The organism is Glutamicibacter endophyticus, from assembly GCF_048457885.1.
GTDB lineage: Bacteria > Actinomycetota > Actinomycetes > Actinomycetales > Micrococcaceae > Glutamicibacter > Glutamicibacter endophyticus.
In genome coordinates this window covers 1,760,621-1,783,160 of sequence record NZ_CP174200.1, presented here as the reverse complement: position 1 = coordinate 1,783,160, position 22,540 = coordinate 1,760,621, and the positions used below count along the sequence as shown (strand labels likewise).

Below are 22,540 nucleotides of genomic sequence, written 5' to 3'. Positions count from 1 at the left end.
GTCCTTTGCTCGGTTGGGTACTGATTACCACCTGGCACCGCACCGGTGTCGGCGGCGATTACTTGAGATCGTCGATTTCGCTATGGCCGGAGGCGGCCATCCGCTCGTTTTCGGCTTCCTGCGCCTTGAGCTTCTTGGCTCGTTTCTTGTCGTTGAGCACACAGAAAATGGTGGCCGCCGCGAAGGTCACGAAGAGCGGTCCGGCTAGCGCGAACATGGTAATCATATCGCCGCCCGGGGCAGCCATGGCCGCCACCAAAGCGATGAGGAACACCGTGATACGCCAGTTCTTCAGGATCAGCTTGGAGGAGAGCACCCCGACCATATTCAATCCGACCATCAGCACCGGAACCAGCATGGCCAACCCGAAGGCGAGCAATAACCGGAAAATAAAGGGCAGATACGTGTCGATCGTGAACAGCGTGTCGGAGTTCTCCGGCGCCAGGCCGATGAAGAACTTCAGTGCGAAGGGCAACACGAAGTAGGCCATGGCCACGCCGCCGAGGAACAGCGGCACGGCGACGGCGGCAAAGGCGTAGCCCAGTTTGCGCTCGTTGCTCTTCAGCCCCGGGACGATAAACGCCCAGATCTGGTAGATCCACACCGGGGAGGAGAGCACGAGACCGACGAAGAGAGCGACCTTGAGCAGGATGTCGAAGGGCGACATCACGGCGGTGAAGTTGACCGAACCACCGGCATCCTTCACCGGTTCGATGAGCAACGCCAGCAGGTCGTCGTAAACGAAGAAGCCTACGATCGTGCACAGGGCGAGGGCGATCAGCGACTTAAAGAGTCGATTTCGCGCCTCGATGAGATGCTCTTTGAGAGACATCCGCCCTTCGGCGTTTTTAGGTCGCTTAGGCCGCTTGGTTTTGTTGGTGTTCTTTGCCACGGATAAAGATTACGAGTTCTTCTTCTCGTCGTCGTTCTTAGGCTCAACGACCGAGCCGTCAATGGTCTCCGATGCTGCCGGATCGTCGTCCTTCATCTGGCGCACCTCGGACTTGAAGATGCGAAGCGACTGTCCCATCGACCGGGCCAAGCCCGGAAGCTTCGGCGCGCCGAAGAGCAGCAACGCCAACACAATAATGATGACTAGGTGCCATCCCTGCAAACCACCCATGTGGATTACCCCCTACTAATGTCTACTTAAAGTCTACGTCAAACAAGCCGAGGTCATTCATGTTCTGAGCTTGTCCCCGCTCACGTCGACGAGCCACTCGGCGTTCGCGTCGGGCCTCGATTCGCTCGGCCTTACCCTTTTCGAGTTTCTTGCGAATCTTCTTCGGATCACCATGGGTGGCCTTGGTACCCGAAGGGTAACGGCGGGTGCGCGGGGCGTACTCGACGACGGTGCCTTCAGCCGCGAGCTGCTCACCGAATTGGGTAGTGGCCGTCCCAAGATCGTCGAGGACCTTCATGAAGCGCCGGAAGAGCCACACCCCTGCCAGTACCACCAGTAGCAGGGTCGCCAAGATCAGCACCAGCCACAGCAGCACCCAAAACCACCAGGGAAGCATTCAATCAGTCCTTGTACATCGCTCGGGCACGGCTGAGCCACGCCTCAACTTTTTCCTTCGCATCCGCCGGGGACACGACCGCCAGTCTACCGCCTTCGCGGGCGATCAGCGGGGCGGCAACCAACGCGTCGGCGAACCGAATTTTCGCCAGGTACCCGCCGGCCACCCGGGCGGTAGACCACGCCACCGGCCGGTAGGCCTCGACGGCGGGCACCGCGTCTTCGGCCACGTACACCACCACCGATTCGTCATCGGCGCTGGAGGCGTACTGTGGGGTCATTGTGTCGGCCGGCTCATGACGCTCGGAAAGTTCGAAGCGCTCACCGAGCAGCTCGGCGCTGAGGATACGGTCCACCCGGAAGGTCAGGACGGCCTGTCGGGTGCGGCAGTAGCCCAGCACATAGTTCAAGGTGCCGTCTTCGATCATCCGCACCGGTTCGATCTCGCGCACCGCGTGAACCCCGGATTTGGCTGAATAGTAGTCGATGCGCAGCACGTGGTGCTGGGCTACCGCACGGTGCAGCAGTCCGAGCACATCGTGATCGCGAGCCTGGCTTAATGCGAACCCCAGTGCGCCGTTCCAGCCGTCGAATCGGGCCACCGCCTCATTGACTTTGGCCAGGGCCGACCCCAAGATCTGGTGATCGGCGAACTCCGGCACGCTGCGCAGGGCGTTAAGCCCGCCGAGCACGGCGATCGCTTCCATGGGGGCGAGCTTCTGCGGTTCACCCAGGAGCGCGGCGTTGGAGATCGAGATGGTCTCGGCGTCGTAGTCGCCATCGTTGACGTTGATCAGCTCGTTCGGGTAGCCGTAGGGCACGCCGCAGAGCGAAAGCATGGCCAGTTCGTCGGGAAGCTTAGAGGCCGGGATGTCGAAGCGCTCGCTTAGTTCGCGGGCCGAGACGTTGCCGTGGGCCACCACATACTGGATCAGCTCGATATTTCGCATCACCTGTTGCGCGGTACTGCCGCGGCCCGAGGGACGGCTCGGCCGGAATTTGATCTGCTGCACATCCAGTTGTTGCCCAATGTGATGCTGTGCCGTTGCGGCCGCGTCGAGCACCGCACACACCCGTTCCCGCAAGGAATCGGGGGCGAGCACCTCAACGGCAGGCCCATAGGAGGCTAAGTCTTGGGAGAAGGATTGTTCCCCGGCGTAGGGGATCTCTAGCAGATCCTGGGTTTCGGAGATGGCCCGGGCCCGCAAGGGGGTGGCCGAGTCCTCGAGCAGTTGCACGCGGGCCAGCACCGGTTGGGTGGCCGCATCGAATTGCAGTAGCACCTCGTTCATGTCGAAGTCGTCGGGGCGTGGATGATACGTCCCGTCGGTACCGGCCTTGCCACGGTTGACGATGGCGAATTTTCCTTCGACCCGCGCCAGCCGAAACACGCGGCGATCCGCGCGCGAGTGATCCCATCCGGTGAAGTACCAGTTGCCGTAACGTTGCCCGATCCCCCACAGATCTACCACCCGTCGGCTGGGCACATCGTTGCTATCGCGATAATCAAAACGCACGGTTCGGCGGTTGAACACGGCCAAGGCGCACTGCTTGAAGTTTGGTTCGTCCATGGACAGGCGCGGAAGCAGGTTGCCGGCCACCGGCGTGAGCACACCATCCACGGCCCCGGTGACGCGGGCGGCGGCATTGAGCCCAAGGCTCTGGAGCTTACTGTCCTTCCAGAGGGTGGCGGCCAGGGCGATCAGGCCGGTTTCGGCCGGGGAGAACTCCAACGGCGGCAATAGCCAGTCATCGCGGTCAATCCGGTAATAGGTGGTGTCATCCGCGGTTAGTTCGCTGATAACCCGCAACCCGAATTCGTTTCGGATTTCCTCCTTGAGCCGCTCAATGGCCTTCTCTTTGGCCTCGGCGCTCCCCTCGGGGTTGAGATAATTGCCGATGAACTCGGCGGTCACCTTGCCTCTGGTGGTGGCCATGGCATAGATCAGACTGGTCAGGCGCTCGGCCTTGCTGGCTTCATCACGGTGCTTCGTGCTCACATCCCCTACCCTAACGAAAAAATCCACCCGGGTTGTTAAAAAGTCGAGCGGCCGATTCGTGACTCACGAATCGGCCGCCTCACAGACCTAGGCTACTTGACGCCCATCAGGTCAACCACGAAGATCAAAGCTTCGTTGGGGGCGATGGCGCCGGGTGCACCACGTTCGCCATAGGCCAGGTGCGACGGAATTTCCAGGCGGCGGCGGCCACCGACCTTCATCCCGAGCAGGCCGTCGTCCCAGCCCTTGATGACCATGCCCACACCGACCGGGAAGTCGAGGGTGGAGCCGCGGTTCCACGACGCGTCGAATTCTTCGCCGGTGGACCAGGCCACGCCCACGTAGTGGGCCTGCACGGTGGTACCCGGGGTAACTTCGGCGCCGTCACCCTCGATGAGGTCGGTAATCACCAGTTCCGTGGGCGGCTCGGCGCCCGGGAAGTCGATTTCCGGCTTGGTGCGGTCGTAGTTGCGCTGACCAAATGACATGCGCGTCCCTTCCTTAGATGTTTGAGCTTAAAGACTACTTAACTTTGTCTAGTTCCACGTAGAAGACCAATGGGCCGGCCGGCTGTCCGTTCGCCCCGTCGCCATAGGCCTTATCGGCCGGAATGCTCAAGAGCACCTTGCTGCCTTCCTTCAGGCCGCTCAGGCCCTCCGTCCAGCCCTTGATGACCCCATCGAGCGAGAACTCGGTGGCCTTACCGCGTTCGAAGCTGGAATCGAAGACCTTGCCATCCTCCCAGCGCACGCCGGTGTAGTTGGCGGTGACCTTCGAGGTGTTAGTTGCTTCCTTGCCCTTGCCCTCTTCGAGCACGTCTACGACAAGACCGCTGGGCGCGTCGGTGTCCTTGGGGATGCTGATCTTCGGGGTGTCACCGGAGGTGTCGACGGTTGGCAGCTTCTTCTCGTCCTTGAGCTTCTTGATCTCGTCCTTGGACAGATCCTTGCTCGGGGCGGTGGCGCCTTCAACATGAATGATGATGATGCGTTCGGCCTTCGCACCTTCCGCCGGCTCGGCCACCGAACCGTCTGCCTGAGGGGTGCCCTCGACCGTGGTGTAGGCGATCCAGTCGCCGACCTTGGAGTCAACCAAGAGGTTGTAGAACTCCGGCATGGATTGCTTCATGGTGTCATCCACGGTCATGCTGGTGGCGTCGCCGGTGAAGTTTTCGTTGGTTAAGGTGCCGTCAATGGCCTTGTAGATGCCTGACTTGATGCTGATGGAGGAGCCCGGATCGATCTCGGCACCGTCACCGGATTCGAGAGTCACCGCTTCGCTCTTATCGGTCAACAGCGGGGCGTTGAACTTTACCTCGGGGGCGGTTTTCTCGTCCTTGCCAGGCTTGACGCTGATCGAGTCTAGGCTGTCGCCGGAGGCCCCGCCGCAGGCGGTTAATGACAGGGCCAGAAGGGAGGCGGTAGCCCCCATTGCCAAAATCTTACGCACGTATCTACTTTCCGTCTGCGGTGAAATGCCTGTACCACCGTGGTCGGTGGGCGCAGGCGCAATGTCCACGAACCAGCCTACGGGTGCAGGCTGTGAATCCTCTTAATCGACGCGGAGGCTTACACCGGTTGATTCATGATCGCCAAAAGTTCCTGCACGCGAGGGTCTTCGGTGGCGAAGGGATCCTTGCACAAGACGGTGCCACCGGCCCCTTCCTCGTATTTCATATGGACCCAGTCGGCACTATAGCGCCGACCGGTGGCCCGGGCCGCCCTGACAAAATCGCCACGAATTTTCGCTCGGGTGGTCGCCGGCGGCTGATCGATGGCGGCACGAATCGCGGACGGATCCACCACACCGGTGGCAAGGCCACGCTTCTGTAGCAGGTGGAAGATTCCGCGTGTCGGATCGATATCGTGGTAGGTCAAGTTCAATTGGGCAATCCGGGCGTCCGATAGCTCCAGGTTATTTTTCGCCGCGTACCCGGTGAGAAGTTTGTGTTTGATGGCCCAGTCAATGTCGGTGTCAATCAGCCCATAATTCTGGGTTTCGATTGCGGTCAACACACGTTCCCACAGGGCAAGAATATGCGGGACCGATTCATGGTGTGCGCCGTGGCGTTCGACAAATTCGGTGACAAGTTCCAGCAATTTCCATTGAATCTGCAAAGCGGTCGGCTCGTCGCCGGACATCAGACGAACCACCGTTTGGCCGGTGAAGTCGTGCGAGACCTGACGAATCGAACGGATCGGGTTTTCCAAACGCAGATCGTGATAGATCTCCCCCGATTCGATCAGCCGCAACACCAGATCGGTGGTACCGATCTTGAGTAGCTGAGTGGTTTCGCTCATGGAGGTGTCCCCCACGATCACATGCAGCCGACGGTAGTACTCGGCATCCGCATGCGGCTCATCGCGAGTGTTGATAATGGGACGTGAACGTGTCGTAGCCGAGGAGACATCCTCCCAGACATGGTCGGCACGTTGTGAGAAGACGAAGCGGGTCTCGTCATCGATGTTGACCAGATGACCGGCACCACAGAGCAGCTGCCGGGTGACCAAAAATGGGATGAGCATATCGGTCAGCCGTTTGAATTCCATGCGGCGGGTGATCAGATAATTCTCGTGGCAACCGTAGGAGTTACCTGCGGTATCCACGTTATTTTTGAACAGGAAGAGCTTGCCATGGTGCCCTTCGTCGGCCAATTGCTCCTCGGCCTGCTCCACCAAGTCCAGCAGAATCGCCTCACCAGCCCGGTCGTGGGCGATTAACTGTTGAAGGTTGTCGCATTCGGCGGTGGCATATTCCGGGTGTGATCCGACATCGAGGTAGAGCCGTGACCCATTGGTTAGGAACACGTTCGAGCTACGCCCCCAGGCGACCACTGGGCGAAAGAGGTGGCGCGCCGCATCCTCGGGGGTGAGCCGACGCCCGTCCGAGGGCACATAGGTCAGCCCATACTCGGTTTCTAGCCCATAAATTCTGCGGTCCACCTAATCCCACCTTCACTACCGGGTGCGCGTTGTGACGCGCAGTCTTTCACTGCCGCTAAGGGCTACTGGCCGCCCTTTTGGACGAAGCCGCGCACGAACTCTTCGGCGTTGCTTTCCAGCACGGAATCGATCTCGTCGAGCAGGTCATCGACCCCGGCCTCGGTGCCGCTACGCTGCGCCTGAGTGAATTCCTGCTCGGCTTCGGTGCCTTGCTGCTGCTTACGGGAAGAGAAGCTTTCCTGAGTCATCTCAACGGTCCTTTCATCGGAAGGTGTGTGCGGTTAGAGTCGCGGCGGGAGAGAGTCGAGAAATTCGGCGATCTCCATTTCCGCGTCAAATAACGCCCCGACCTCTGCCCGGGTGCCGCGCAGTGGTTCGGTGAGGTATATGCGATTTAGTTTACGGGCCCCGGGCACCGAGAAGGAGAGCGCGTCCCAGTTCGCTGCCACCACGTGATCGGCGTAGCGCTGTAACGCCATCCCGCGCAGGTAGGCCCGCGTGTCGGTCGGTGGGGCGAGCACCGCTTCATTGATTTGTGCCTCGTCGAACAGCGTCTCCATGGCACCGCGAGCGGCCAGCCGGTAGTACAGGCCTTTTTGCTTGTCGAGATCGGCCCACTGAATGTCCATCAGCGCGATGCGTGGATCGTCAAAGCCTACGCCGTGCTTTTGCGTATAGGACGACATGAGGCGGTATTTTGCGATCCAGTCCACGCGGTCGGCCGCACTGAAGATATCCCGCTCCAGATCATCGAGCAGCCCCTCCCAGCGCGCCAGAATATCTTCGGTGGCCGGGTCATCCGCCCCGGTTTTCGCGCAGTGACTGGCAGCGGCTTCAAAGTAGATGCGCTGAATCTCGAGGGCGGTCAGTCGCTTCCCGCCACGCAGAGCCACCGTGGTTCGCAGCGTCGGATCGTGGCTGATCTGCTGAAGCGCACCGACCGGGTCGATGAGTTCGAGTTGCGGCGCGCAACCTGCCTCAAGCATGGAGAGCACCAGGTTGGTGGTTCCCACCCGGAGCAGCGTGGAAATCTGCCCGAGATTGGCATCACCGATGATCACATGAAGCCGCCGATACTTATCCCACACAGCGTGTGGTTCATCGCGCGTGTTGATAATGGGTCGGTTAATGGTGGTTTCCAGCCCTACTTCGGCTTCAAAGAAGTCCGCTCGTTGCGAGATCTGGAATCCGGGAAGGTTGCCAAGCATGCCGCGGCCGACTCGCCCGGCTCCACAAATCACCTGACGGGACACGAAGAATGGGGTGAGTACGGAAATCAGGGCCGAGAATTCGACCTCGCGTGGGACAAGATAATTCTCGTGCGCCCCGTACGACACGGACTTATTGTCCGTGTTGTTCTTGTAGAGCTGCAGCACCCCTTTACCCAGCTGGTCGTTATGAGCCGCCGCGCGGCGCAATACCTCGTCACCGGCCTGATCCCAGAGCACCGCATCGTGCGGGGTGGTCACCTCGGGACTCGAGTATTCCGGGTGGGCGTGATCCACATAAAAACGCGCGCCATTGCCCAGAACCATGTTCATCACCACGTCACTGGCGTATTCCTCGCGGTAGAGCGCCTGCCCCACGCGCGCGTCGCCAGCATCTAAGGCCACCGATTCGGCCGTCCACACCATGCCGGGCTGTTCGGCCGGTTCCATATCGGTGAGCTGGCTGGGGTGCGCGGTCGAACGCTCCACTTGATATCCACGGGCGTCGGCCAGCGGGCTTTCCTCGGAATAGTCCCATCGCGTACCGCGGACCTGACCGGCGCCTTCGCGGACCAGTTGAGCGTAGGAGTCCACGATCTGCGCCGATAGGACGGTGGCGTTGGCCCGCGGCATGGACGGGCGGATAATGCCGTATTCGGTTTCCAGCCCGACAACTCGACGGGCGCTCACGAGCGATGCCCCTTGCCGACCAGCGAACGGATATGGCTGATCCGCTCCCCCTTGCGCCCGGAAATCCGTGCCCAATCGTCCGGGTTGGTGGTGTTCGGCATATCTTCGTGTTCGGCGAACTCTTCACGGACGGCGCGCAGCAGAAAGTCGCTGGTGATGCCGCGCTGCCCGTTGGTGAGCAGTTCCTTGATCGCATGCTTCTTGGCGCGATCCACGATATTGCGAATCACGGCACCGGAGACGAAGTCCTTGAAGTACAGCACCTGGGTCTCACCGGTGACGTAGGTGACCTCGAGGAATTCATTGATCGGCGCGGTGGAGTACATTGATTCCACGGTGCTGGCAATGAGCCGGTTCACCGTTGCCTGGCGGTCTCCGCCGTCAAGGGCAAGCTCCGCGTCGTGCAATGGCACCGCTTCGGTCAGGTATTTGCCGAAGATATCGGCTGCGCCCTCTGCATCGGGGCGGCGAATCTTGATTTTCACGTCCAAACGGCCCGGACGCAAAATGGCCGGATCGATCATGTCTTCACGGTTTGAGGCACCGATCACGATCACGTTATCCAGTCGTTCCACACCGTCGATCTCGGAGAGCAACTGCGGAACAATGGTGGTTTCAACATCCGATGAGACTCCGGTGCCGCGGGTGCGGAACAGCGAGTCCATTTCATCGAAAAACACCACGACCGGATCACCGCTGACCGCCTTTTCGCGCGCCCGGGCGAAGATCAGTCGGATATGACGTTCGGTTTCGCCGACATATTTATCCAGCAGTTCCGGACCCTTGATATTCAGGAAGTAACTCCGGGTGGTTTGCGATCCGGTTTTCGCCGCGGCGCGTTCGGCCAAGGAATGGGCCACCGCCTTGGCGATCAGCGTTTTACCGCAGCCGGGAGGACCATAGAGCAAGATACCCTTCGGGGCGGTCAACCCGTGTTCGCGATAGAGCTCGGGGTGCGCGAAGGGCAGCTCAACGGCATCCTGAATCGCCTCGATTTGCGAGTTCAGCCCGCCGATATCGGAGTAGGCGATGTCGGGGACTTCCTCGAGTACCAGCGACTGCATGTCGGTAAGGACCACCCGGCTCATCGCCAGCCCGGTACGTGAGTCCAACGTGAGCTGATCACCCACGCGCAAATGGACCGAGCGCAAGGGCTCGCCGAGTTCCACGACCCGTTGATCGTCGGCGCGGGCCATGACCACGGCACGGTGATCATCCAGCAATTCCTTGATGGTGACCAGCTCGCCGGTGGACTCGTAGCCCAAGGCGGCAATGACCACGAGCGCTTCGTTGAGCAGCACCTGCTGTCCGACATGAAGTTTCTCGAAGTCCAGCAGTGGACTGACCGCCACTCGCATCTTGCGCCCGGAGTACTGAACATCCACTGACTGAACGGCCGTAGATTCAATCCCGGTGCCCGGTTCGGGGTGCCGGCGCGGGTGTAGCGCTGTGATGGTCCCGTAGCTAAAGGGCGTGTCGCCGTCCTTTTCCAGGGCCGTCTTGAGATTCACGATCTGCTCGCGGGTGCGTTCTAGCATCGCCACGAGCCGCTGGTTGTTGCCGTTGAGGGTGGCCAGCTGCTTATCCAGGCTGCGATTTTTGTCGCGCAGGATATTGATCTGCCGTTCACTCATGGAAAGCCGCTCGGCCAGTTGGGCTTCGCTACTGTCGGACACGATACTCACTTTCACCTTGACCGGAGGGTGGGTCTTCCACCGGGTTCTACTTGCCATGCTACGCCGATGTGACTGGGTTCATCTTAGAAAGGCACGGCCCCGCAACCCAAAAGGTGCGGGGCCGAAAGTCCACATGGCGAGAAATGCGTTAGGCTTCGTTGTCCTTGCGAACCTGCTCGGGACGCGCCGCGTCCTTAGCTGCCCGACGCAGTTTCTTAGCCGAGAGTCCGCGCTCCCCTAAGGCCTCCGCGGTCCACACGGTCGGATCGTGATCCTTCGTCCAAGCGCTGAGGTCTTCGGCCGAATAGCCGTGCTCCTTAATACGCTTGGCCTTGGGGATGCCGTTGGTTTCATCGGCCAGGCGGCGGCAGGTGATCAGGAATGCGGTGTGCGCGACCATCCGGTGATCCGGGCGGACGGCAAGGCCGTCGACGTGCCAGCCACGCACCATGGTTTCGAAGCACTCGGGCTCGGTGAACTGTCCCGAAGCGCGGATGGCCTCAACCACGCGAGACATCTGCGTCACGGTGGCCACGTAGTTGGTCCACACGCCTCCGGGGGCCAACACGGTGGCCACGGCGTCAAGGCACTCCCAAGGGCTGAGCATATCCAACACCACGCGGTCCACGCTGCCTGGCTCCTCGAGCGCAACGACCTGCTCCTGGAAGTCACCGATGGAAATACGCCATGCGGGGTGCTCCCCGCCAAAGACAGTAGCCACGTTGCCGCGGGCAATGTCGGCGAATTCCTCGCGGCGTTCGAAGGAGTGCAAGAAGCCCTGGTCCCCCACGGCGCGCAACAGCGAAATCGAGAGTGCGCCGGAGCCTACGCCGGCTTCCACCACGCGGGCCCCGGGGAAAATGTCGCCGAACTGAACGATCTGGGCCGCGTCCTTTGGGTAGACCACGGTCGCTCCACGTGGCATTGACAACACGAAATCCTTCGCCAACGGTCGCAACGCCTGGTAGCGGAAGCCGTCAACGTTCTCGATGACGCTGCCCTCGGGCTTTCCAAGGATTTCCTCGTGGCGCAAAATGCCCTTATGGGTGTGGAATTCACCGCCCTCTTCAAGGGTAATGGTGTTAATCCGGCGCTTCTCATCGGTAAGCTGCACCCGGTCACCGACGCGGAAGGGACCGCGGCGCGCCGCGGCGCCGTGGGCCGTGTTGCTGTTCTGTTCTGTCACGATTACCTTTCTACTGTCCGGAAATGGCCCGGATAATGGCCTGCTGCTGTAGCAGACCCACGACCCGACCGGCGGCGTCGATCACCACGTATTCGGCAGTCGGCACCCCCGCCAGGTATTGAATCAAAGTTCGTCCGTCCGCATCTGCGTCAACCACGGCACCTTCGCCTAGGGCGCGGCATACCGACAGTGCCGGTGTGCTTGCTGCAACGTCGCTTGGAACTCGGGCTAAGGCTGGTTCGTCCACCACACCCGCGGGCATGCCGCGTGGATCGAGTAGAACAACTTGCCCGCCGCGGCTACTGCGACGTGAAAATACTTCGGCCACGGTGACGGTCGCATGCATGGCGCTGGCCGGGCTCATCAGGTCCCGGACCCGTACCCGCGGCAGGTTTAGGCGCATCCGCGAGTAAGAGATCAACTGACCGGCCCCTTGCCACATGAACAAGGCGATCATGGCCGCGACCACCACGGTGGTCAACTCCGGAGACAGTCCGCGCCACAGTGGATAGAGCAGCGCACCGGCCACAACCAGCACGGCGATAACCCGACCGCACCATGCGGCAGCGATGGTGCCGCGTTCTTGTGAGCCGGTGGCTTTCCAGACGGCGGTTTCCACGAGCCGTCCACCGTCGAGCGGTAGCCCGGGCAGGACGTTGAAGATGCCCAAGAGCACGTTGGAGTAAATCAGGAAGCTCAAAAGCAGCCCGGGTACCGTCGGCGGGGCGTAGAGGGTATTTATCACCCAACCCAGGCCAGCGAGGACGAAGTTCGCCGCCGGACCCGCCAGAGCCACCAGCAGCGAGGCTCCGGGGGTGGCCTTGAAAGAACCGAACTGCGTATGACCGCCCATCAGGGTCAGGACGATATGTGCGTCGGGCCACTTGAACGCCCGGGCAACCAAGGCGTGGGCCACCTCATGGACGAGCACCGCAAAGGCAATCACTACCGCACAGGCCAGACCCAGTGCGTAGGCCTCCAGCGTCGTGATTCCGACAACGCGCTGCAACTGCAGACCCATCACGATGGTGATGATCGCCGTAATCCCAAACCATGAGTAGGCAAGATACACCGGGACACCGGCAATAGAACCGAGTTTGAGCCCTTGAGGCTTTTCCTGTTCGGTGCTCACGCGACCGCCGTTTCGAGCCAGCCTGCCAGCTCTACGGGGGTCACGCCGGCTAGGGTCGGTACCCGACGCCACTGTCCGGCTCCGGGGTCGGTGGCGTTCGGGATCAGCACGGCGTGCAGTCCAGCACCGCTGGCGGCCGTAATCCCGGGCAGCGAATCTTCGAGCCCGATGCACCGCTCGGCGGTGAACTCCCGCCCAAGTTTTTCGCTCAGTAGCTGCAAACCGCGCAGGTAGGGCGTCGGGTTTGGTTTACCGGCGGTCACCTCATCACCGGCGACGGTGACGTCAAAGAGTCCTTCGGGCATGGCAGCAACAATGATGTCCACGATGCTGCGCTCCGACATGGTCACTAGGGCCTGGGCGATGCCCGCCTCGCGGTTGGCGCGCAGCAATTCCAGAGCGCCCGGGCGCCATGGAATCTCACGGCGCAGTCCGGCGATCACTTCACCGGTGAGGTGGTCAATGATTTCTCGCACCCCCATGTTCACACCAGCGGCTTGCAGGGTACGCGCCGAGCCTGGAAGTGCCGCACCGACCAGAGCGTGTGCTTGCTCTTCACTCCAGCTTCCGCCATGGGCGGTCACTAGGGCATGTTCGGCTGCGATCCAATACGGTTCGGTGTCGATTAACGTACCGTCGAGGTCCCAGAGTACGGCCTGCGGCAAGATGCGTTGGGTATTTACTTCGGACACGGAACTGGTGGTTGGCATGAGTACATTCTACGTGGAAGAGTGGGCATCACCGACCGAGACGCCGACCACAGGCCACTGATCAAACTGGAGGAAAGGGTGCCATGGCTTCCACAGACCATCCGAAGACCATCGGGACTTTTCTAGCCTCGCGGGTCACCGGGGATAACCCCACACGTCCCTGCGTGCTCGTTGCCGCCTTCGAAGGCTGGAACGATGCCGGTTCCGCGGCCACCGATGCGGTGCGTCGCTTGGTCAGCGATACCGAGGTTGAGCATTTGGCCACCGTCGGCGATGACGACTACTACGACTATCAGTTCACTCGTCCGCGCCAGGAGCTGACGACCACCGGCACAACCATTCGCTGGCCACAGACCGATCTGTTCAAGGTTCCGAACCCGCAGGGCAATTTCGATCTTGTGGTAGCTCTCGGGGTGGAGCCGACCTTTAGCTGGCGGGCGTTCTGCGCCGAGATTATTGAGGTCGCGCAGGACCAGAACGTGCAGTTAATGCTCGGTGTGGGTGCCTTGCTCGCCGATGTTCCGCATACCCGGCCGGTGCCTTGCCTGCTGAACACCAATGACAAAGTGCTGCAGGACTACTTCGGGTACTCCACCTCGAGCTACGAGGGCCCGGCGGGGATTCCCTCGGTGCTCGGGCATGAATGCTCGGATGCGGGCATTCCGAGCCTGTCGCTATGGGCGCAACTTTCGCACTACGTCTCGCAGTCCCCGAGCCCGCGGGTGCAGTTGGCGTTAGCCGAACTCATCGACGACCTCTTGCCGTGGGAGCTGTCCCTGGATCAGCTGCGGGAAGATGCCCTGGCGTGGCAGCACGGAGTCGAAGAACTTGCGGCCAGCGAGCCGGAGATTGCCCGCTACGTCACGCAGCTTGAAGAGGCCAGTGACGCCCAGTCCATTCCAGAGGCCTCGGGTGAGTCGATTGCCCGTGAGTTCGAACGCTATCTCCGTCGCCGCAGCCGCTATCGCGGCGAGGGTCCGGATCAGGACCCCGAGGGTCCACCACCCTTCGGTCAATAGTCGACGCGAAGGGTGGCGGTACTTTGCTGGACTAGAGCTTCAGGCCCAGCAATGCGTCCAGTCCGTTGCGGATCAGCTCGGCACCTTCGCCGCTTCCCTCGGCCTCTGTCTGGGCCCACTGATCGATAGCCTCCAGCGCGGCTGGGGCATTGAGATCATCGGCCATCCGGGCACGGATTCTGGTCAGCAGTGCGGTGGCCTCGGCAAGTCCGGTGCCATGAATGCGTTCACGCCAGGTCGCTATGCGTTGTTGGGCGCGTGCCAAGAGCTCATCGGTCCAGAACCAGTCGCTGCGATAGTGCTGCGAAAGCAGTGCCGCGCGAATGGCCATGGGGTCCACCCCGTCGGCGCGAAGCTTTGACACCAGCACGAGGTTGCCCAGCGACTTGCTCATCTTTTCGCCATCGAGGCCCACCATGCCGGTGTGCGCGTACAGGGTGGCGAGCTCCTTGCCGTCAACGGCGGCTGCGTGCCCAGCGGAGAACTCGTGATGCGGGAAGATAAGGTCCGAGCCACCGCCCTGCACGGTGAAGGGCGCAGGCAGGGTTTTACGTGCGATCACCGAACACTCAATGTGCCAGCCGGGACGCCCGGTGCCGAGGCTTCGGCCATCCCAACTAGGTTCACCCTCACGGGCCGCGCGCCAGAGCAAGGGATCCAGCGCATCTCGCTTGCCCTCACGCCACGGGTCCCCGCCGCGCTCGGCAAAGAACTCGGTCATGGTCTTGCGGTCATACCCGGAAACACGGCCCAATTCCCATGCCCCATTGGCCGCTTTGGCGGAGTCGAAGTAAATATCGCCTTCCACGCCGTCTTCACCGGCGGGCACCCGGTAGGCCACGTCCTCGGCCAGCATCTGCTCGATGAATGGAACGAGCCAATCGATGGACTCCACGGCCCCGACATAGTTCTGTGGCGGGATGACGTTCAGTGCCTGCATGTCTTCGCGGAAGAGCTGGACCTGATCGGCGGCAAGATCCCGCCAGTCCACCCCGGTGGCGTTCGCGCGCTCGAGTAGCGGGTCATCCACGTCGGTGATGTTTTGGGTGTAGCTGACCGCGCGTCCGTTATCCAACCAGGTGCGATGCATCAGATCGAAGGTCACGTAGGTCGCGGCGTGACCCATGTGGGTGGCGTCGTAGGGGGTGATCCCGCAGACGTAGAGGCTCGCCGGGGCGTTAGCCTTATCCGCCGGGGCGGTGGGCTCCTTGCGTCCGCTCGAGGTGTTGAATACTTCTAGAATCGGCGCCGAGCCGAGTACATGCGGCACTTCGGGGGCTGTCCACGCGAGCACGAATAATTGTCCTTTCACCCACAGCGGGTCGATCACATTCCATGTGTGCCAAGTCGGCGCGGCCCCGGATTATTCCCGGGGGCCGCGCCGAATCGAATTTGACTGGTTATTAGGCGCTAATGACTCCGGCGCCGAGGAGAACGAATAGGGCCAGACCCAACGCGATACGGTACCAAACAAAGGCTCGGTATGAGTGCGACGAGACGAACTTCAGGAACCACCCAACGATGAAGAAGCCCACGACGAAGGCCACCACGGTAGCCAGTCCGGTTTGGCCCAGTGAATACACCCCGGGCTCGGAGATGGACTTGGCCAACTTATAGAGCCCGGAGAGGAAGACGGCCGGAATGGCCAGCAGGAACGAGTAGCGGGCGGCGGCCTCACGGGTGTAGCCCATCAACAAACCGGCGGTGATTGTGCCACCGGAACGTGAAACGCCGGGGATCAATGCCATGGCCTGCGCAAACCCATAGAGAATACCGTGCTTGACGGTCAGCTGCTGCAGTCCGCGCTGTTGCTTGCCGTAGTGGTCGGCCACCGCCAGCAGCAGGCCAAAGACCACGAGCATGGTGGCCACGATCCACAGTGAGCGGAAGTTCGTATCAATATAGTCTTCGAGCAATAGGCCAAGCACGCCGATCGGGATGGAACCAAGGATAATCATCCAGCCCATCTTGGCGTCGGGATCCGAATGCGGGAGCTTACCCGTTATGGCCTTGCACCAGGCGCCGATGATCCGCACGATATCGCGCCAGAAAAACACGATGACGGCGGTCTCCGTACCCAGCTGGGTAATCGCGGTAAACGCCGCGCCCGGGTCTTGGGCATTGGGCAGGATCTCGCCCACAATGCGCAGATGCGCCGAGGAAGAAATCGGGAGAAATTCAGTCAGGCCCTGGACTAGGCCGAGAAAAGCTGCTTCTAACCAGTTCACCCTACCGAGAGTACTTCACCGCTGTGCGTCAACCCTGCCCGGAAACACCAGCGCGGGGAAAATCACCTTCAGGTATGAGACGTGAGTTCTTGTTCGCGTTGAGTGCTAGTCATCGTCCTCCGGAATGGTGAAAGGCAGCAACTCGTTGTACCGGTCATAGAGGGCATCTTCATAGGATTCGAAGGCATCGGCTAGGGCCCGGTAGGCGGCATCGACCGCGGGGTCTTGATCGCTACGGCTAAATGAAACCACCTGTAGATGGTTTTCCAGTCGAGCGATAAGATCGTGCAACGCATAGTTTGGATCGGTGCTCATGGGATAAAGCTACAGCCGAACGCATCGCCACGGTAGGGGGTTAAATGCTGCAAGAACGAATCAAGGCGCCACTGCATCAGCCAGATGACTCACGTTACGAGTATTTGGTCATCACCCAGTTCCCCAACGAACCCAAATCGGTGGCGCGTGCGGTATTACGTGAGCACGCCGATAACGGTAAGTGGGAGCTTATGCGTACGTGCCGCTATGAGGGTGGAGGCTATAAGTACTGGCTCCGGCGTCGCGTCATGCGTATTCGTGGAACACTGGACCCACTGATTTTTCCCGCGTAGACCTTCGGGAGATCAGCGGGGCCCAGTGCCCCGCTTCCCTATTCCTCGCGCGGACCGACCAACCAGGTGGCGACCGTGTTGGCGGCGGAGGCCGCGTTGGATGGGTGATACCAGCTGGCCTGGACGTCGCGGTAGAGACGTTCGAATTCGCTGCCGCGGAAGTATTGACCGCCACCGCCAAGTTGCCCGGCTCGAGAGATATTCTCACGGGCTACCTTCCCGGCCATGGTTCGCAGGGTCACCAGCTTCGGGAACCATGCCGGACCGTGATCCACCAGTTGATCCAAATCCCCGGCAATGCTCCGTTGCAGCGCATCGAGGCCCAGCAGCTCCATCCCGGCATCGGCAACAATGGAACGCACCCGGGTGTCCTGCGCGTGCGCCAGGCCGTGGCTGTCACGACGTGTGCTCGCGAACTCGGCGGCAAGTTCCATGCCACGTTCGGCAATCCCCACGTAGACACTGGCGGTGAGCGTGAGGAATGCGGCAAAGATCCCGAAGATCAGCGGGTCGGCGTTTGGTCCCACTGGAAGAGTGGAGTGCACCCACTCCGCCGGGGATTCGGCGTCTTGAAGCCGGGTGCTGTGTGACTGGCTTGCCCGCATCCCTAGGGTGTTCCAGTCCCCCGCGGACTGGACGCCCTCACCGGCGGCCACGAAACCGTGGATGAGCGTGTCGCTCTCATGATCCTTACCGAACACACCGAGCCGAGTGTAGGCCCCGGAAAGCGAGGTGAAAATCTTCAACCCGGTGAAACGCACCGATCCGTCCGGCTTGCGCTCGGCACGGGTCGAGGAGTCGAAGAGCACCATATCGTTGCCCGGTTCTGAGACGCCAAAAGCCATCACTTCCCCGTCGGCGATCCAGTCCAGGACCATGTCCAAGCGGTGATCACCGCGCGCCTGCAAGAGGTGCGCGACGGCGCCCCATACGTGGTGCATATTGACCGCCAAGGCGGTGGCTGGGGCGGCGCCGGCTAGGCGACGTTGCGCCAAGGCCAGCTGCGTCAGTGACCAGCCCGATCCCCCACGCTCGGGCGGCAGTAGGACCTTGAGATAGCCTCGCTCGGTCAGTTCGGCGAAGTCCTCGGTGCAGAACTCGTTCCGTTCGTCGTAGCCAGCGGCCCGTCCCCGGAAACGGGTCAGGAGGTCGTCATCGAGTATCTCGTTGATCTGCACTGTATCCGCTCCTAGTAGCTCCGCAGCAAGCGTTCGAGTACACGGGAGCCAAAGTGAAGCGCCGAGACCGGAACTCGTTCGTCGACCCCGTGGAAGAGCCCGGTGAAATCGAGGTCGGCAGGTAGCTGTAGCGGGGCGAAGCCGTAACCGGTGATCCCCAGCTTCGCCAGCGATTTGTTATCGGTGCCGCCCGAGAGCATGTAGGGCAGCACCACTGCGTCGGGGTCTTCGGCCTGCAGGGCCTCAACCATGGTTTCGACCAATTCGCCGGCGAAGGGCACCTCAAGTGAACTTTCCTCATGCACCATGGACAGCTCCACATGCTCCCCAGCGAGCTCACGAAGTTGATTGATGACCTGCTCATGCTGTTCGGGTAGCGTGCGGCAGTCAATCAGTGCTTCGGCCGTTCCCGGTAGCACGTTGTGTTTGTAGCCGGCGGCCAGGACCGAGGGGTTGGAGGTGTTCTTCAAGGTGGCTTCAACGAAGCGCGAAACGCTGCCCATGGCCGTCAGCAGTGGCCGCGGATCCTGCTCGTCAAAGGGTAGACCCGTGAGCGCCGAAACTTGTTCGAGCAGTGCTCGGGTGGTTTTGGTGTACGACAGCGGCCACTGGGTCTCACCGATCCGGGCGACCGCGGAGGCTAGGCGGGTGACCGCATTTTCGTCATTGACCTGGGAGCCGTGGCCGGCACGTCCATGTGCGGTGAGTTTCAGCCAGGCGATGCCCTTTTCGGCTGTCTGTAGCATGTAGGCGCGCTGACCGTTGATGTCGGCGGAGAATCCACCAACCTCGCTGATAGCTTCTGTCGCTCCGGCGAAAAGCTCCGGATGGTTTTTCACCATCCAGCCCGCCCCGTACACGCCGCCGGCTTCTTCGTCAGCAAAGAAGGCGATGATCAGGTCACGGCGTGGGATGATGTTCTCGCGACGTAGGTGCCGCACCGCGGCCACGATCATGGCGTCCATGTCTTTCATGTCCACCGCGCCGCGGCCCCAGATCATCGAATCGATCAGTGCTCCGGAGAACGGGTCGACACTCCAGTCTTCGGCGACGGCCGGCACCACGTCCAGGTGGCCATGAACGATCAGTGCCGGCAGGTCCGGGTCGCTTCCGCGGAAGCGGCACACGAGATTGGCGCGACCGGGCGAGGATTCATGAATCACCGACTCTAGACCGACCTCGGCGAGAAGCCCGGCGATATAGTCCGCCGCTTCGCGTTCGCCTCGCGCGTCGTTATTGCCATAGTTCGAGGTGTCGATCTGGATCAGCCGTTGGCAGATCTCCACGGTTTCGCGCTCCAATAGCGACAGCGATTCGTTGACAGATGTCGGCTCGGTAGTCATTGCACTTCCCTCCAGGCTCGGGTTCGTACTCCAAGCCTAACCGTGCATGTCGCGATACGTTTCGGCCGCCGCCGAATGCAGTGGCGTGGTGGAGGTCCCGATCAGGGTCTCGGGGGTCAGAAATTGAATGCCGGCGCTATGGCGTGGCACGAGTTCGGCAGCTCGGTCGACCAGCAAGCGCACTACCGCGGCAGCTACCGGGTCGGGCAGGTCGGTACGGCACATTAATAGATTCGCCACTCCCACCGTTTCGACTTCCGCGATGGCCGGATACGTGTCCTTGGGGATGACCACCCGGTCATAGAGCCCCGGAAACTGTGCCCGAAGAGTAACCAGAACATCGCTGAGATCCAATAGTCGTAGACGTGCACCGGAGGCCAACTCGCTAATGGCGGCGACCGGAATCCCACCGAAAAGGAAATGAGCATCGATATCTCCAGCCTTCAGCGCGGCCAGCCCATCCACGTACCCGAGTTTCCGTTGCCGTGGCGGGTTGGAACCTTGACTGAGGCCTGAGGCGGCCAAGATTCGTTGACCGGTCACCCACGTGCCCGAGCCGGCGGCTCCCACACCCAAGCGTGCTCCGGCCAAGTCGTGCAGCTTAGTAATGGGGCTATCGGCAGGCACAATGCAGTGAAAGTAATTCTGATAGACCCGTCCCAGTGCACGTAGCTCGGATTTGGCCGTAGGTGAGTGGCGTTCGGCATCGGCGGTATCTGCCAGTGCGAGCCCTAACTGTGCCCGCCCTTCACCTAGTAGCCGCAGGTTTTCAACACTGGCCTCGGTCCGTAATGCCCGGCTTTCACCGGCAATACCGGCGGCAACCAGCGCACGCGAGAGTTCGGTGGCGAACTCGAAGTAAAAACCGCCGTTCTCTCCGCCGGCGATATCGATGCGCGGCATCAGCGGCCCACCGGCGCAGGCGCTAAGACTGCAACCACCCATGGCGCCGGCCGTGAGGCCTAGCGTCATGCGTAGCATCCGCCGCCGACTCAGTTCGCGGGGCTCTGGCGCGGGCCAAGTCATTGTCCGACCCCTAGCCCGGCTGCTGGGAGTTTCACGCAGACCTCGAGTCCCCCACCGGGTGCCGGACGCAAATCTAGTGTCCCTTCGTTGGCTCGTGTCAGACGCTCCACGATTGTCAGCCCGAGACCGCTTCCCCGTTCACTACGCACTGTCTCGGCGCGCCAGAAACGCTCGGTGGCCTGTTCCAACTCAGGCTGGGACAGTCCCGCTCCATGATCGCGCAGGCTGAGAAGGACATGGCTTCCAGCCTCTATGCACCTCAAATCCACCGGTGCACCGGGAGCATATTTGAACGCATTGGTGAGCGCCTCGGCCACAATCTGCTGTATTTCAAAGGGGTTCGCGCGAATGAATAATCCATACGGGCCATGTACGCGTAGGTCGACCCCGGCATGTTCGGCGGCCATCCGCTGCCGTTCGCATTCTTCCTCGAGCAGTTCTCGGGCGTCGAAGCTCGTGGCCGTCGGCTCGCTCTCGGGCAACGAGCCGCCAGCTTCTTGTTGTGTTACTCGATGCTCCGCACTGGCTAACTGCAACACATCATTGAGCATGTCCTCAAGCCGGTCTAATTCCTTATCTACCTGGTCGGCGCCAAGCCGTTCGGATTCCGCTCCCAGCCGGTGACGCAAAAGGTCTATGCGAAGACGCAGCGCGGCGACCGGATTGCGCAGCTGGTGAGATGTTTCGGCGATCAGCATTCGCTGTTGACGCAACGATGTGTCCATTGCGTCGGACATCGTCTGCACCGAGGCCGTCAGCGCCCTTAGCTCGGGAGGGCCCGCCAACGATAGTGGACGCGTTCGCCGAGTTCGGGCTAGTTCCCGGATTTCGTCCTCGAGACGATGCATGGGCCGTAGCATCCATGTGGTTAATCGATCCGCCAAGAGCAGTAGAGCTACTAGGAGCAGCAAGGAGATCAGGGCGACCGCGGCCCACGTTCTCAATACTTTGGCGCGGGCCGCCTCCGTGTTGACCTCCATGACCACCGAGCCGAGCACCTGGGCCATATTGCCGTAGGGTCGTGCGATAACCACCGTCGAAGAATCGAAGGGCGTCAACACCGAGATTCCCGTTGTTTCCAGATTCAGGCTGGCGTTACGGACCGCATCGGCGACGGCTGGCTGTGCGGGGTCGATGTCACCCGAGCGCAGGGTTCGCTCCCCGATCGTGATCAGCAAACCCTCGTCATAGAGCTGCGAATAATGATCCATGTAGTTTCGCAACATCGTCAGATCCGAAGACTCCTGGGCATGTGAAGCCAGTTGGACGAAGCGGTTCACCGAGGTCAGCCTGTTTAATTGCAGGTCTTGGGTGAGGTCACGGCTGGCCTGTTGCAAGACGATCCATCCGACAATTAGCACGATCAGGCTCATCAGCGAGCCCAGGATGACCAAAACACGTAGCCGCATGGTCAGCTGGCTTCCAGCCGGTAGCCCACCCCGCGCACGTTCACAATCATGCCGGGGACTTCGAGCTTTGCGCGTAGCCCGGTGAGGTGCACGTCCAGCGACCGCGATACGGCCACGAAGGCGTCACCCCAGAGCGCATCTAGGATCTGCTCGCGGGTAACGACCGTGCCGGCATGTCTGGCCAGCAGCGCCAGCAGTTCGTATTCCTTTGCGGTGAGTTTCAGTTCCCGATTGGCCAGTGTGGCAGTTCGGCGTTCCAGATCTAACGACAGCGAGCCCACGGTGATCGCCGCGCTTTCGGTACGTGTAGTTCGGCTTCGCCGGGCCACCGCCTCGATACGCGCTAAGAGCACGGCCAGCCCAACGGGTTTGGTCAAGTAGTCGTCAGCGCCTAGCCGAAGCCCACGCACAATGCTTCGTTCGTCATCTCGGGCACTCAGAATCACGATCGGCACCTCGGTGACTTGCCTAAGTTTGCGTAGCACTTCAAGGCCATCGATATCTGGCAAGCCAAGATCTAACAAGATCATCTGCGCCTGCTGATGATTTAGCAGGGCGTCGGCTCCCCGCGACAAGCGCTGCACCTGATGCCCTGCGGTGGCGACCGCCTCGCTCAGCGCCGCGGCCACGGCGTCGTCGTCTTCGACGATCAATAAATGCACCGAC

At 61.3% G+C, this 22,540-nt stretch carries 23 protein-coding genes; 2 read left to right on the top strand and 21 right to left on the bottom strand.

Annotated elements, in window-relative coordinates; all coding sequences use genetic code 11:
- Positions 1 to 58: 58 nt before the first annotated feature.
- The 13 genes from tatC to ACJD00_RS08250 form a co-directional block, all read right to left on the bottom strand.
- On the bottom strand, positions 59 to 892 hold the full coding sequence (gene tatC / locus ACJD00_RS08310; protein ID WP_418906628.1) for a twin-arginine translocase subunit TatC: 834 nt from the start codon (positions 890 to 892) through the stop codon (positions 59 to 61).
- Positions 893 to 901: 9 nt separating this feature from the next.
- Positions 902 to 1,123, bottom strand: a complete 222-nt coding sequence (gene tatA / locus ACJD00_RS08305; protein ID WP_309407186.1) for a Sec-independent protein translocase subunit TatA — start codon at positions 1,121 to 1,123, stop codon at positions 902 to 904.
- 22 nt (positions 1,124 to 1,145) lie between these two features.
- Entirely contained in the window at positions 1,146 to 1,520 is a 375-nt protein-coding gene (locus ACJD00_RS08300) for a hypothetical protein (protein WP_309407187.1), read from the bottom strand.
- A 4-nt stretch (positions 1,521 to 1,524) separates the two neighbouring features.
- Positions 1,525 to 3,519: a helix-turn-helix transcriptional regulator gene (locus tag ACJD00_RS08295; RefSeq protein WP_418906627.1), complete on the bottom strand. Its 1,995-nt coding sequence runs from the start codon at positions 3,517 to 3,519 to the stop codon at positions 1,525 to 1,527.
- A gap of 92 nt (positions 3,520 to 3,611) precedes the next feature.
- Positions 3,612 to 4,007 (bottom strand): FKBP-type peptidyl-prolyl cis-trans isomerase, encoded by a 396-nt coding sequence (locus ACJD00_RS08290; protein WP_309407191.1) that lies wholly within the window; start codon positions 4,005 to 4,007, stop codon positions 3,612 to 3,614.
- 34 nt (positions 4,008 to 4,041) lie between these two features.
- A complete protein-coding gene (locus ACJD00_RS08285) occupies positions 4,042 to 4,968 on the bottom strand; it encodes an FKBP-type peptidyl-prolyl cis-trans isomerase (RefSeq protein ID WP_418906626.1) in 927 nt (308 codons plus the stop codon).
- Between the two features lie 119 nt (positions 4,969 to 5,087).
- Positions 5,088 to 6,461 (bottom strand): Pup--protein ligase, encoded by a 1,374-nt coding sequence (gene pafA, locus ACJD00_RS08280; protein WP_418906625.1) that lies wholly within the window; start codon positions 6,459 to 6,461, stop codon positions 5,088 to 5,090.
- Positions 6,462 to 6,523: 62 nt separating this feature from the next.
- Positions 6,524 to 6,709 carry a ubiquitin-like protein Pup gene (locus ACJD00_RS08275; protein WP_418906624.1) on the bottom strand — a complete coding sequence of 62 codons (186 nt, stop codon included), beginning with the start codon at positions 6,707 to 6,709 and terminating at the stop codon, positions 6,524 to 6,526.
- A gap of 33 nt (positions 6,710 to 6,742) precedes the next feature.
- Positions 6,743 to 8,359, bottom strand: a complete 1,617-nt coding sequence (dop, locus tag ACJD00_RS08270) for a depupylase/deamidase Dop (RefSeq protein WP_418906623.1) — start codon at positions 8,357 to 8,359, stop codon at positions 6,743 to 6,745.
- The gene (gene arc / locus ACJD00_RS08265; RefSeq protein ID WP_309410440.1) at positions 8,356 to 9,993 is read right to left on the bottom strand and encodes a proteasome ATPase; all 1,638 of its coding nucleotides are present in this window, start codon (positions 9,991 to 9,993) and stop codon (positions 8,356 to 8,358) included. Before arc ends, dop begins: the two co-directional genes overlap by 4 nt.
- 190 nt (positions 9,994 to 10,183) lie before the next feature.
- Positions 10,184 to 11,221, bottom strand: coding sequence for a tRNA (adenine-N1)-methyltransferase (locus ACJD00_RS08260; RefSeq protein WP_309407199.1), 1,038 nt, complete (start codon positions 11,219 to 11,221; stop codon positions 10,184 to 10,186).
- Positions 11,222 to 11,231: 10 nt separating this feature from the next.
- Positions 11,232 to 12,353: a site-2 protease family protein gene (locus ACJD00_RS08255; RefSeq protein WP_418906622.1), complete on the bottom strand. Its 1,122-nt coding sequence runs from the start codon at positions 12,351 to 12,353 to the stop codon at positions 11,232 to 11,234.
- Positions 12,350 to 13,063 carry an HAD family hydrolase gene (locus ACJD00_RS08250; protein ID WP_418906621.1) on the bottom strand — a complete coding sequence of 238 codons (714 nt, stop codon included), beginning with the start codon at positions 13,061 to 13,063 and terminating at the stop codon, positions 12,350 to 12,352. The genes ACJD00_RS08255 and ACJD00_RS08250 overlap by 4 nt, the downstream gene beginning before the upstream one ends.
- A gap of 83 nt (positions 13,064 to 13,146) precedes the next feature.
- Here ACJD00_RS08250 and ACJD00_RS08245 point away from each other — a divergent pair, with 83 nt between their 5' ends.
- Positions 13,147 to 14,082: a proteasome assembly chaperone family protein gene (locus tag ACJD00_RS08245; protein ID WP_418906620.1), complete on the top strand. Its 936-nt coding sequence runs from the start codon at positions 13,147 to 13,149 to the stop codon at positions 14,080 to 14,082.
- Positions 14,083 to 14,113: 31 nt separating this feature from the next.
- On the opposite strand, the gene mshC is transcribed toward ACJD00_RS08245, so the two are convergent.
- From mshC to ACJD00_RS08230, 3 genes are all read right to left on the bottom strand, one after another.
- The gene (gene mshC, locus ACJD00_RS08240) at positions 14,114 to 15,376 is read right to left on the bottom strand and encodes a cysteine--1-D-myo-inosityl 2-amino-2-deoxy-alpha-D-glucopyranoside ligase (protein WP_418906619.1); all 1,263 of its coding nucleotides are present in this window, start codon (positions 15,374 to 15,376) and stop codon (positions 14,114 to 14,116) included.
- A gap of 109 nt (positions 15,377 to 15,485) precedes the next feature.
- The gene (locus tag ACJD00_RS08235) at positions 15,486 to 16,310 is read right to left on the bottom strand and encodes an undecaprenyl-diphosphate phosphatase (RefSeq protein ID WP_418906618.1); all 825 of its coding nucleotides are present in this window, start codon (positions 16,308 to 16,310) and stop codon (positions 15,486 to 15,488) included.
- 105 nt (positions 16,311 to 16,415) lie between these two features.
- Complete coding sequence (locus ACJD00_RS08230) at positions 16,416 to 16,625, bottom strand: hypothetical protein (RefSeq protein WP_418906617.1); 210 nt, start codon at positions 16,623 to 16,625, stop codon at positions 16,416 to 16,418.
- Between the two features lie 44 nt (positions 16,626 to 16,669).
- On the opposite strand from ACJD00_RS08230, the gene ACJD00_RS08225 reads away from it, so the two are divergent.
- Positions 16,670 to 16,918 carry a DUF5703 family protein gene (locus ACJD00_RS08225; protein ID WP_418906616.1) on the top strand — a complete coding sequence of 83 codons (249 nt, stop codon included), beginning with the start codon at positions 16,670 to 16,672 and terminating at the stop codon, positions 16,916 to 16,918.
- 38 nt (positions 16,919 to 16,956) lie between these two features.
- Here the strand turns inward: ACJD00_RS08225 and ACJD00_RS08220 are convergent, their stop codons facing one another.
- From ACJD00_RS08220 to ACJD00_RS08200, 5 genes are read right to left on the bottom strand one after another with little or no spacing between them, the layout of a single operon-like run.
- Positions 16,957 to 18,096: an acyl-CoA dehydrogenase family protein gene (locus tag ACJD00_RS08220; RefSeq protein ID WP_418906615.1), complete on the bottom strand. Its 1,140-nt coding sequence runs from the start codon at positions 18,094 to 18,096 to the stop codon at positions 16,957 to 16,959.
- 11 nt (positions 18,097 to 18,107) lie between these two features.
- Positions 18,108 to 19,439 (bottom strand): M20/M25/M40 family metallo-hydrolase, encoded by a 1,332-nt coding sequence (locus ACJD00_RS08215; RefSeq protein ID WP_418906614.1) that lies wholly within the window; start codon positions 19,437 to 19,439, stop codon positions 18,108 to 18,110.
- A 36-nt stretch (positions 19,440 to 19,475) separates the two neighbouring features.
- Positions 19,476 to 20,411, bottom strand: coding sequence for a TAXI family TRAP transporter solute-binding subunit (locus tag ACJD00_RS08210; RefSeq protein WP_418906613.1), 936 nt, complete (start codon positions 20,409 to 20,411; stop codon positions 19,476 to 19,478).
- Positions 20,412 to 20,461: 50 nt separating this feature from the next.
- A complete protein-coding gene (locus tag ACJD00_RS08205) occupies positions 20,462 to 21,874 on the bottom strand; it encodes a sensor histidine kinase (protein WP_418906612.1) in 1,413 nt (470 codons plus the stop codon).
- Between the two features lie 2 nt (positions 21,875 to 21,876).
- Positions 21,877 to 22,536, bottom strand: a complete 660-nt coding sequence (locus tag ACJD00_RS08200) for a response regulator transcription factor (RefSeq protein ID WP_418906611.1) — start codon at positions 22,534 to 22,536, stop codon at positions 21,877 to 21,879.
- Positions 22,537 to 22,540 lie beyond the last annotated feature (4 nt).

What these genes read in the sequence shown, in the direction of transcription:
- tatA (WP_309407186.1), bottom strand. Translation starts at nt 1,123, where the DNA reads ATGGGTGGTTTGCAGGGATGGCACCTAGTCATCATTATTGTGTTGGCG.
- ACJD00_RS08300 (WP_309407187.1), bottom strand. Translation starts at nt 1,520, where the DNA reads ATGCTTCCCTGGTGGTTTTGGGTGCTGCTGTGGCTGGTGCTGATCTTG.
- ACJD00_RS08290 (WP_309407191.1), bottom strand. Translation starts at nt 4,007, where the DNA reads ATGTCATTTGGTCAGCGCAACTACGACCGCACCAAGCCGGAAATCGAC.
- ACJD00_RS08275 (WP_418906624.1), bottom strand. Translation starts at nt 6,709, where the DNA reads ATGACTCAGGAAAGCTTCTCTTCCCGTAAGCAGCAGCAAGGCACCGAA.
- arc (WP_309410440.1), bottom strand. Translation starts at nt 9,993, where the DNA reads ATGAGTGAACGGCAGATCAATATCCTGCGCGACAAAAATCGCAGCCTG.
- ACJD00_RS08250 (WP_418906621.1), bottom strand. Translation starts at nt 13,063, where the DNA reads ATGCCAACCACCAGTTCCGTGTCCGAAGTAAATACCCAACGCATCTTG.
- ACJD00_RS08245 (WP_418906620.1), top strand. Translation starts at nt 13,147, where the DNA reads ATGGCTTCCACAGACCATCCGAAGACCATCGGGACTTTTCTAGCCTCG.
- ACJD00_RS08230 (WP_418906617.1), bottom strand. Translation starts at nt 16,625, where the DNA reads ATGAGCACCGATCCAAACTATGCGTTGCACGATCTTATCGCTCGACTG.
- ACJD00_RS08225 (WP_418906616.1), top strand. Translation starts at nt 16,670, where the DNA reads ATGCTGCAAGAACGAATCAAGGCGCCACTGCATCAGCCAGATGACTCA.
- ACJD00_RS08215 (WP_418906614.1), bottom strand. Translation starts at nt 19,439, where the DNA reads ATGACTACCGAGCCGACATCTGTCAACGAATCGCTGTCGCTATTGGAG.
- ACJD00_RS08210 (WP_418906613.1), bottom strand. Translation starts at nt 20,411, where the DNA reads ATGACGCTAGGCCTCACGGCCGGCGCCATGGGTGGTTGCAGTCTTAGC.
- ACJD00_RS08205 (WP_418906612.1), bottom strand. Translation starts at nt 21,874, where the DNA reads ATGCGGCTACGTGTTTTGGTCATCCTGGGCTCGCTGATGAGCCTGATC.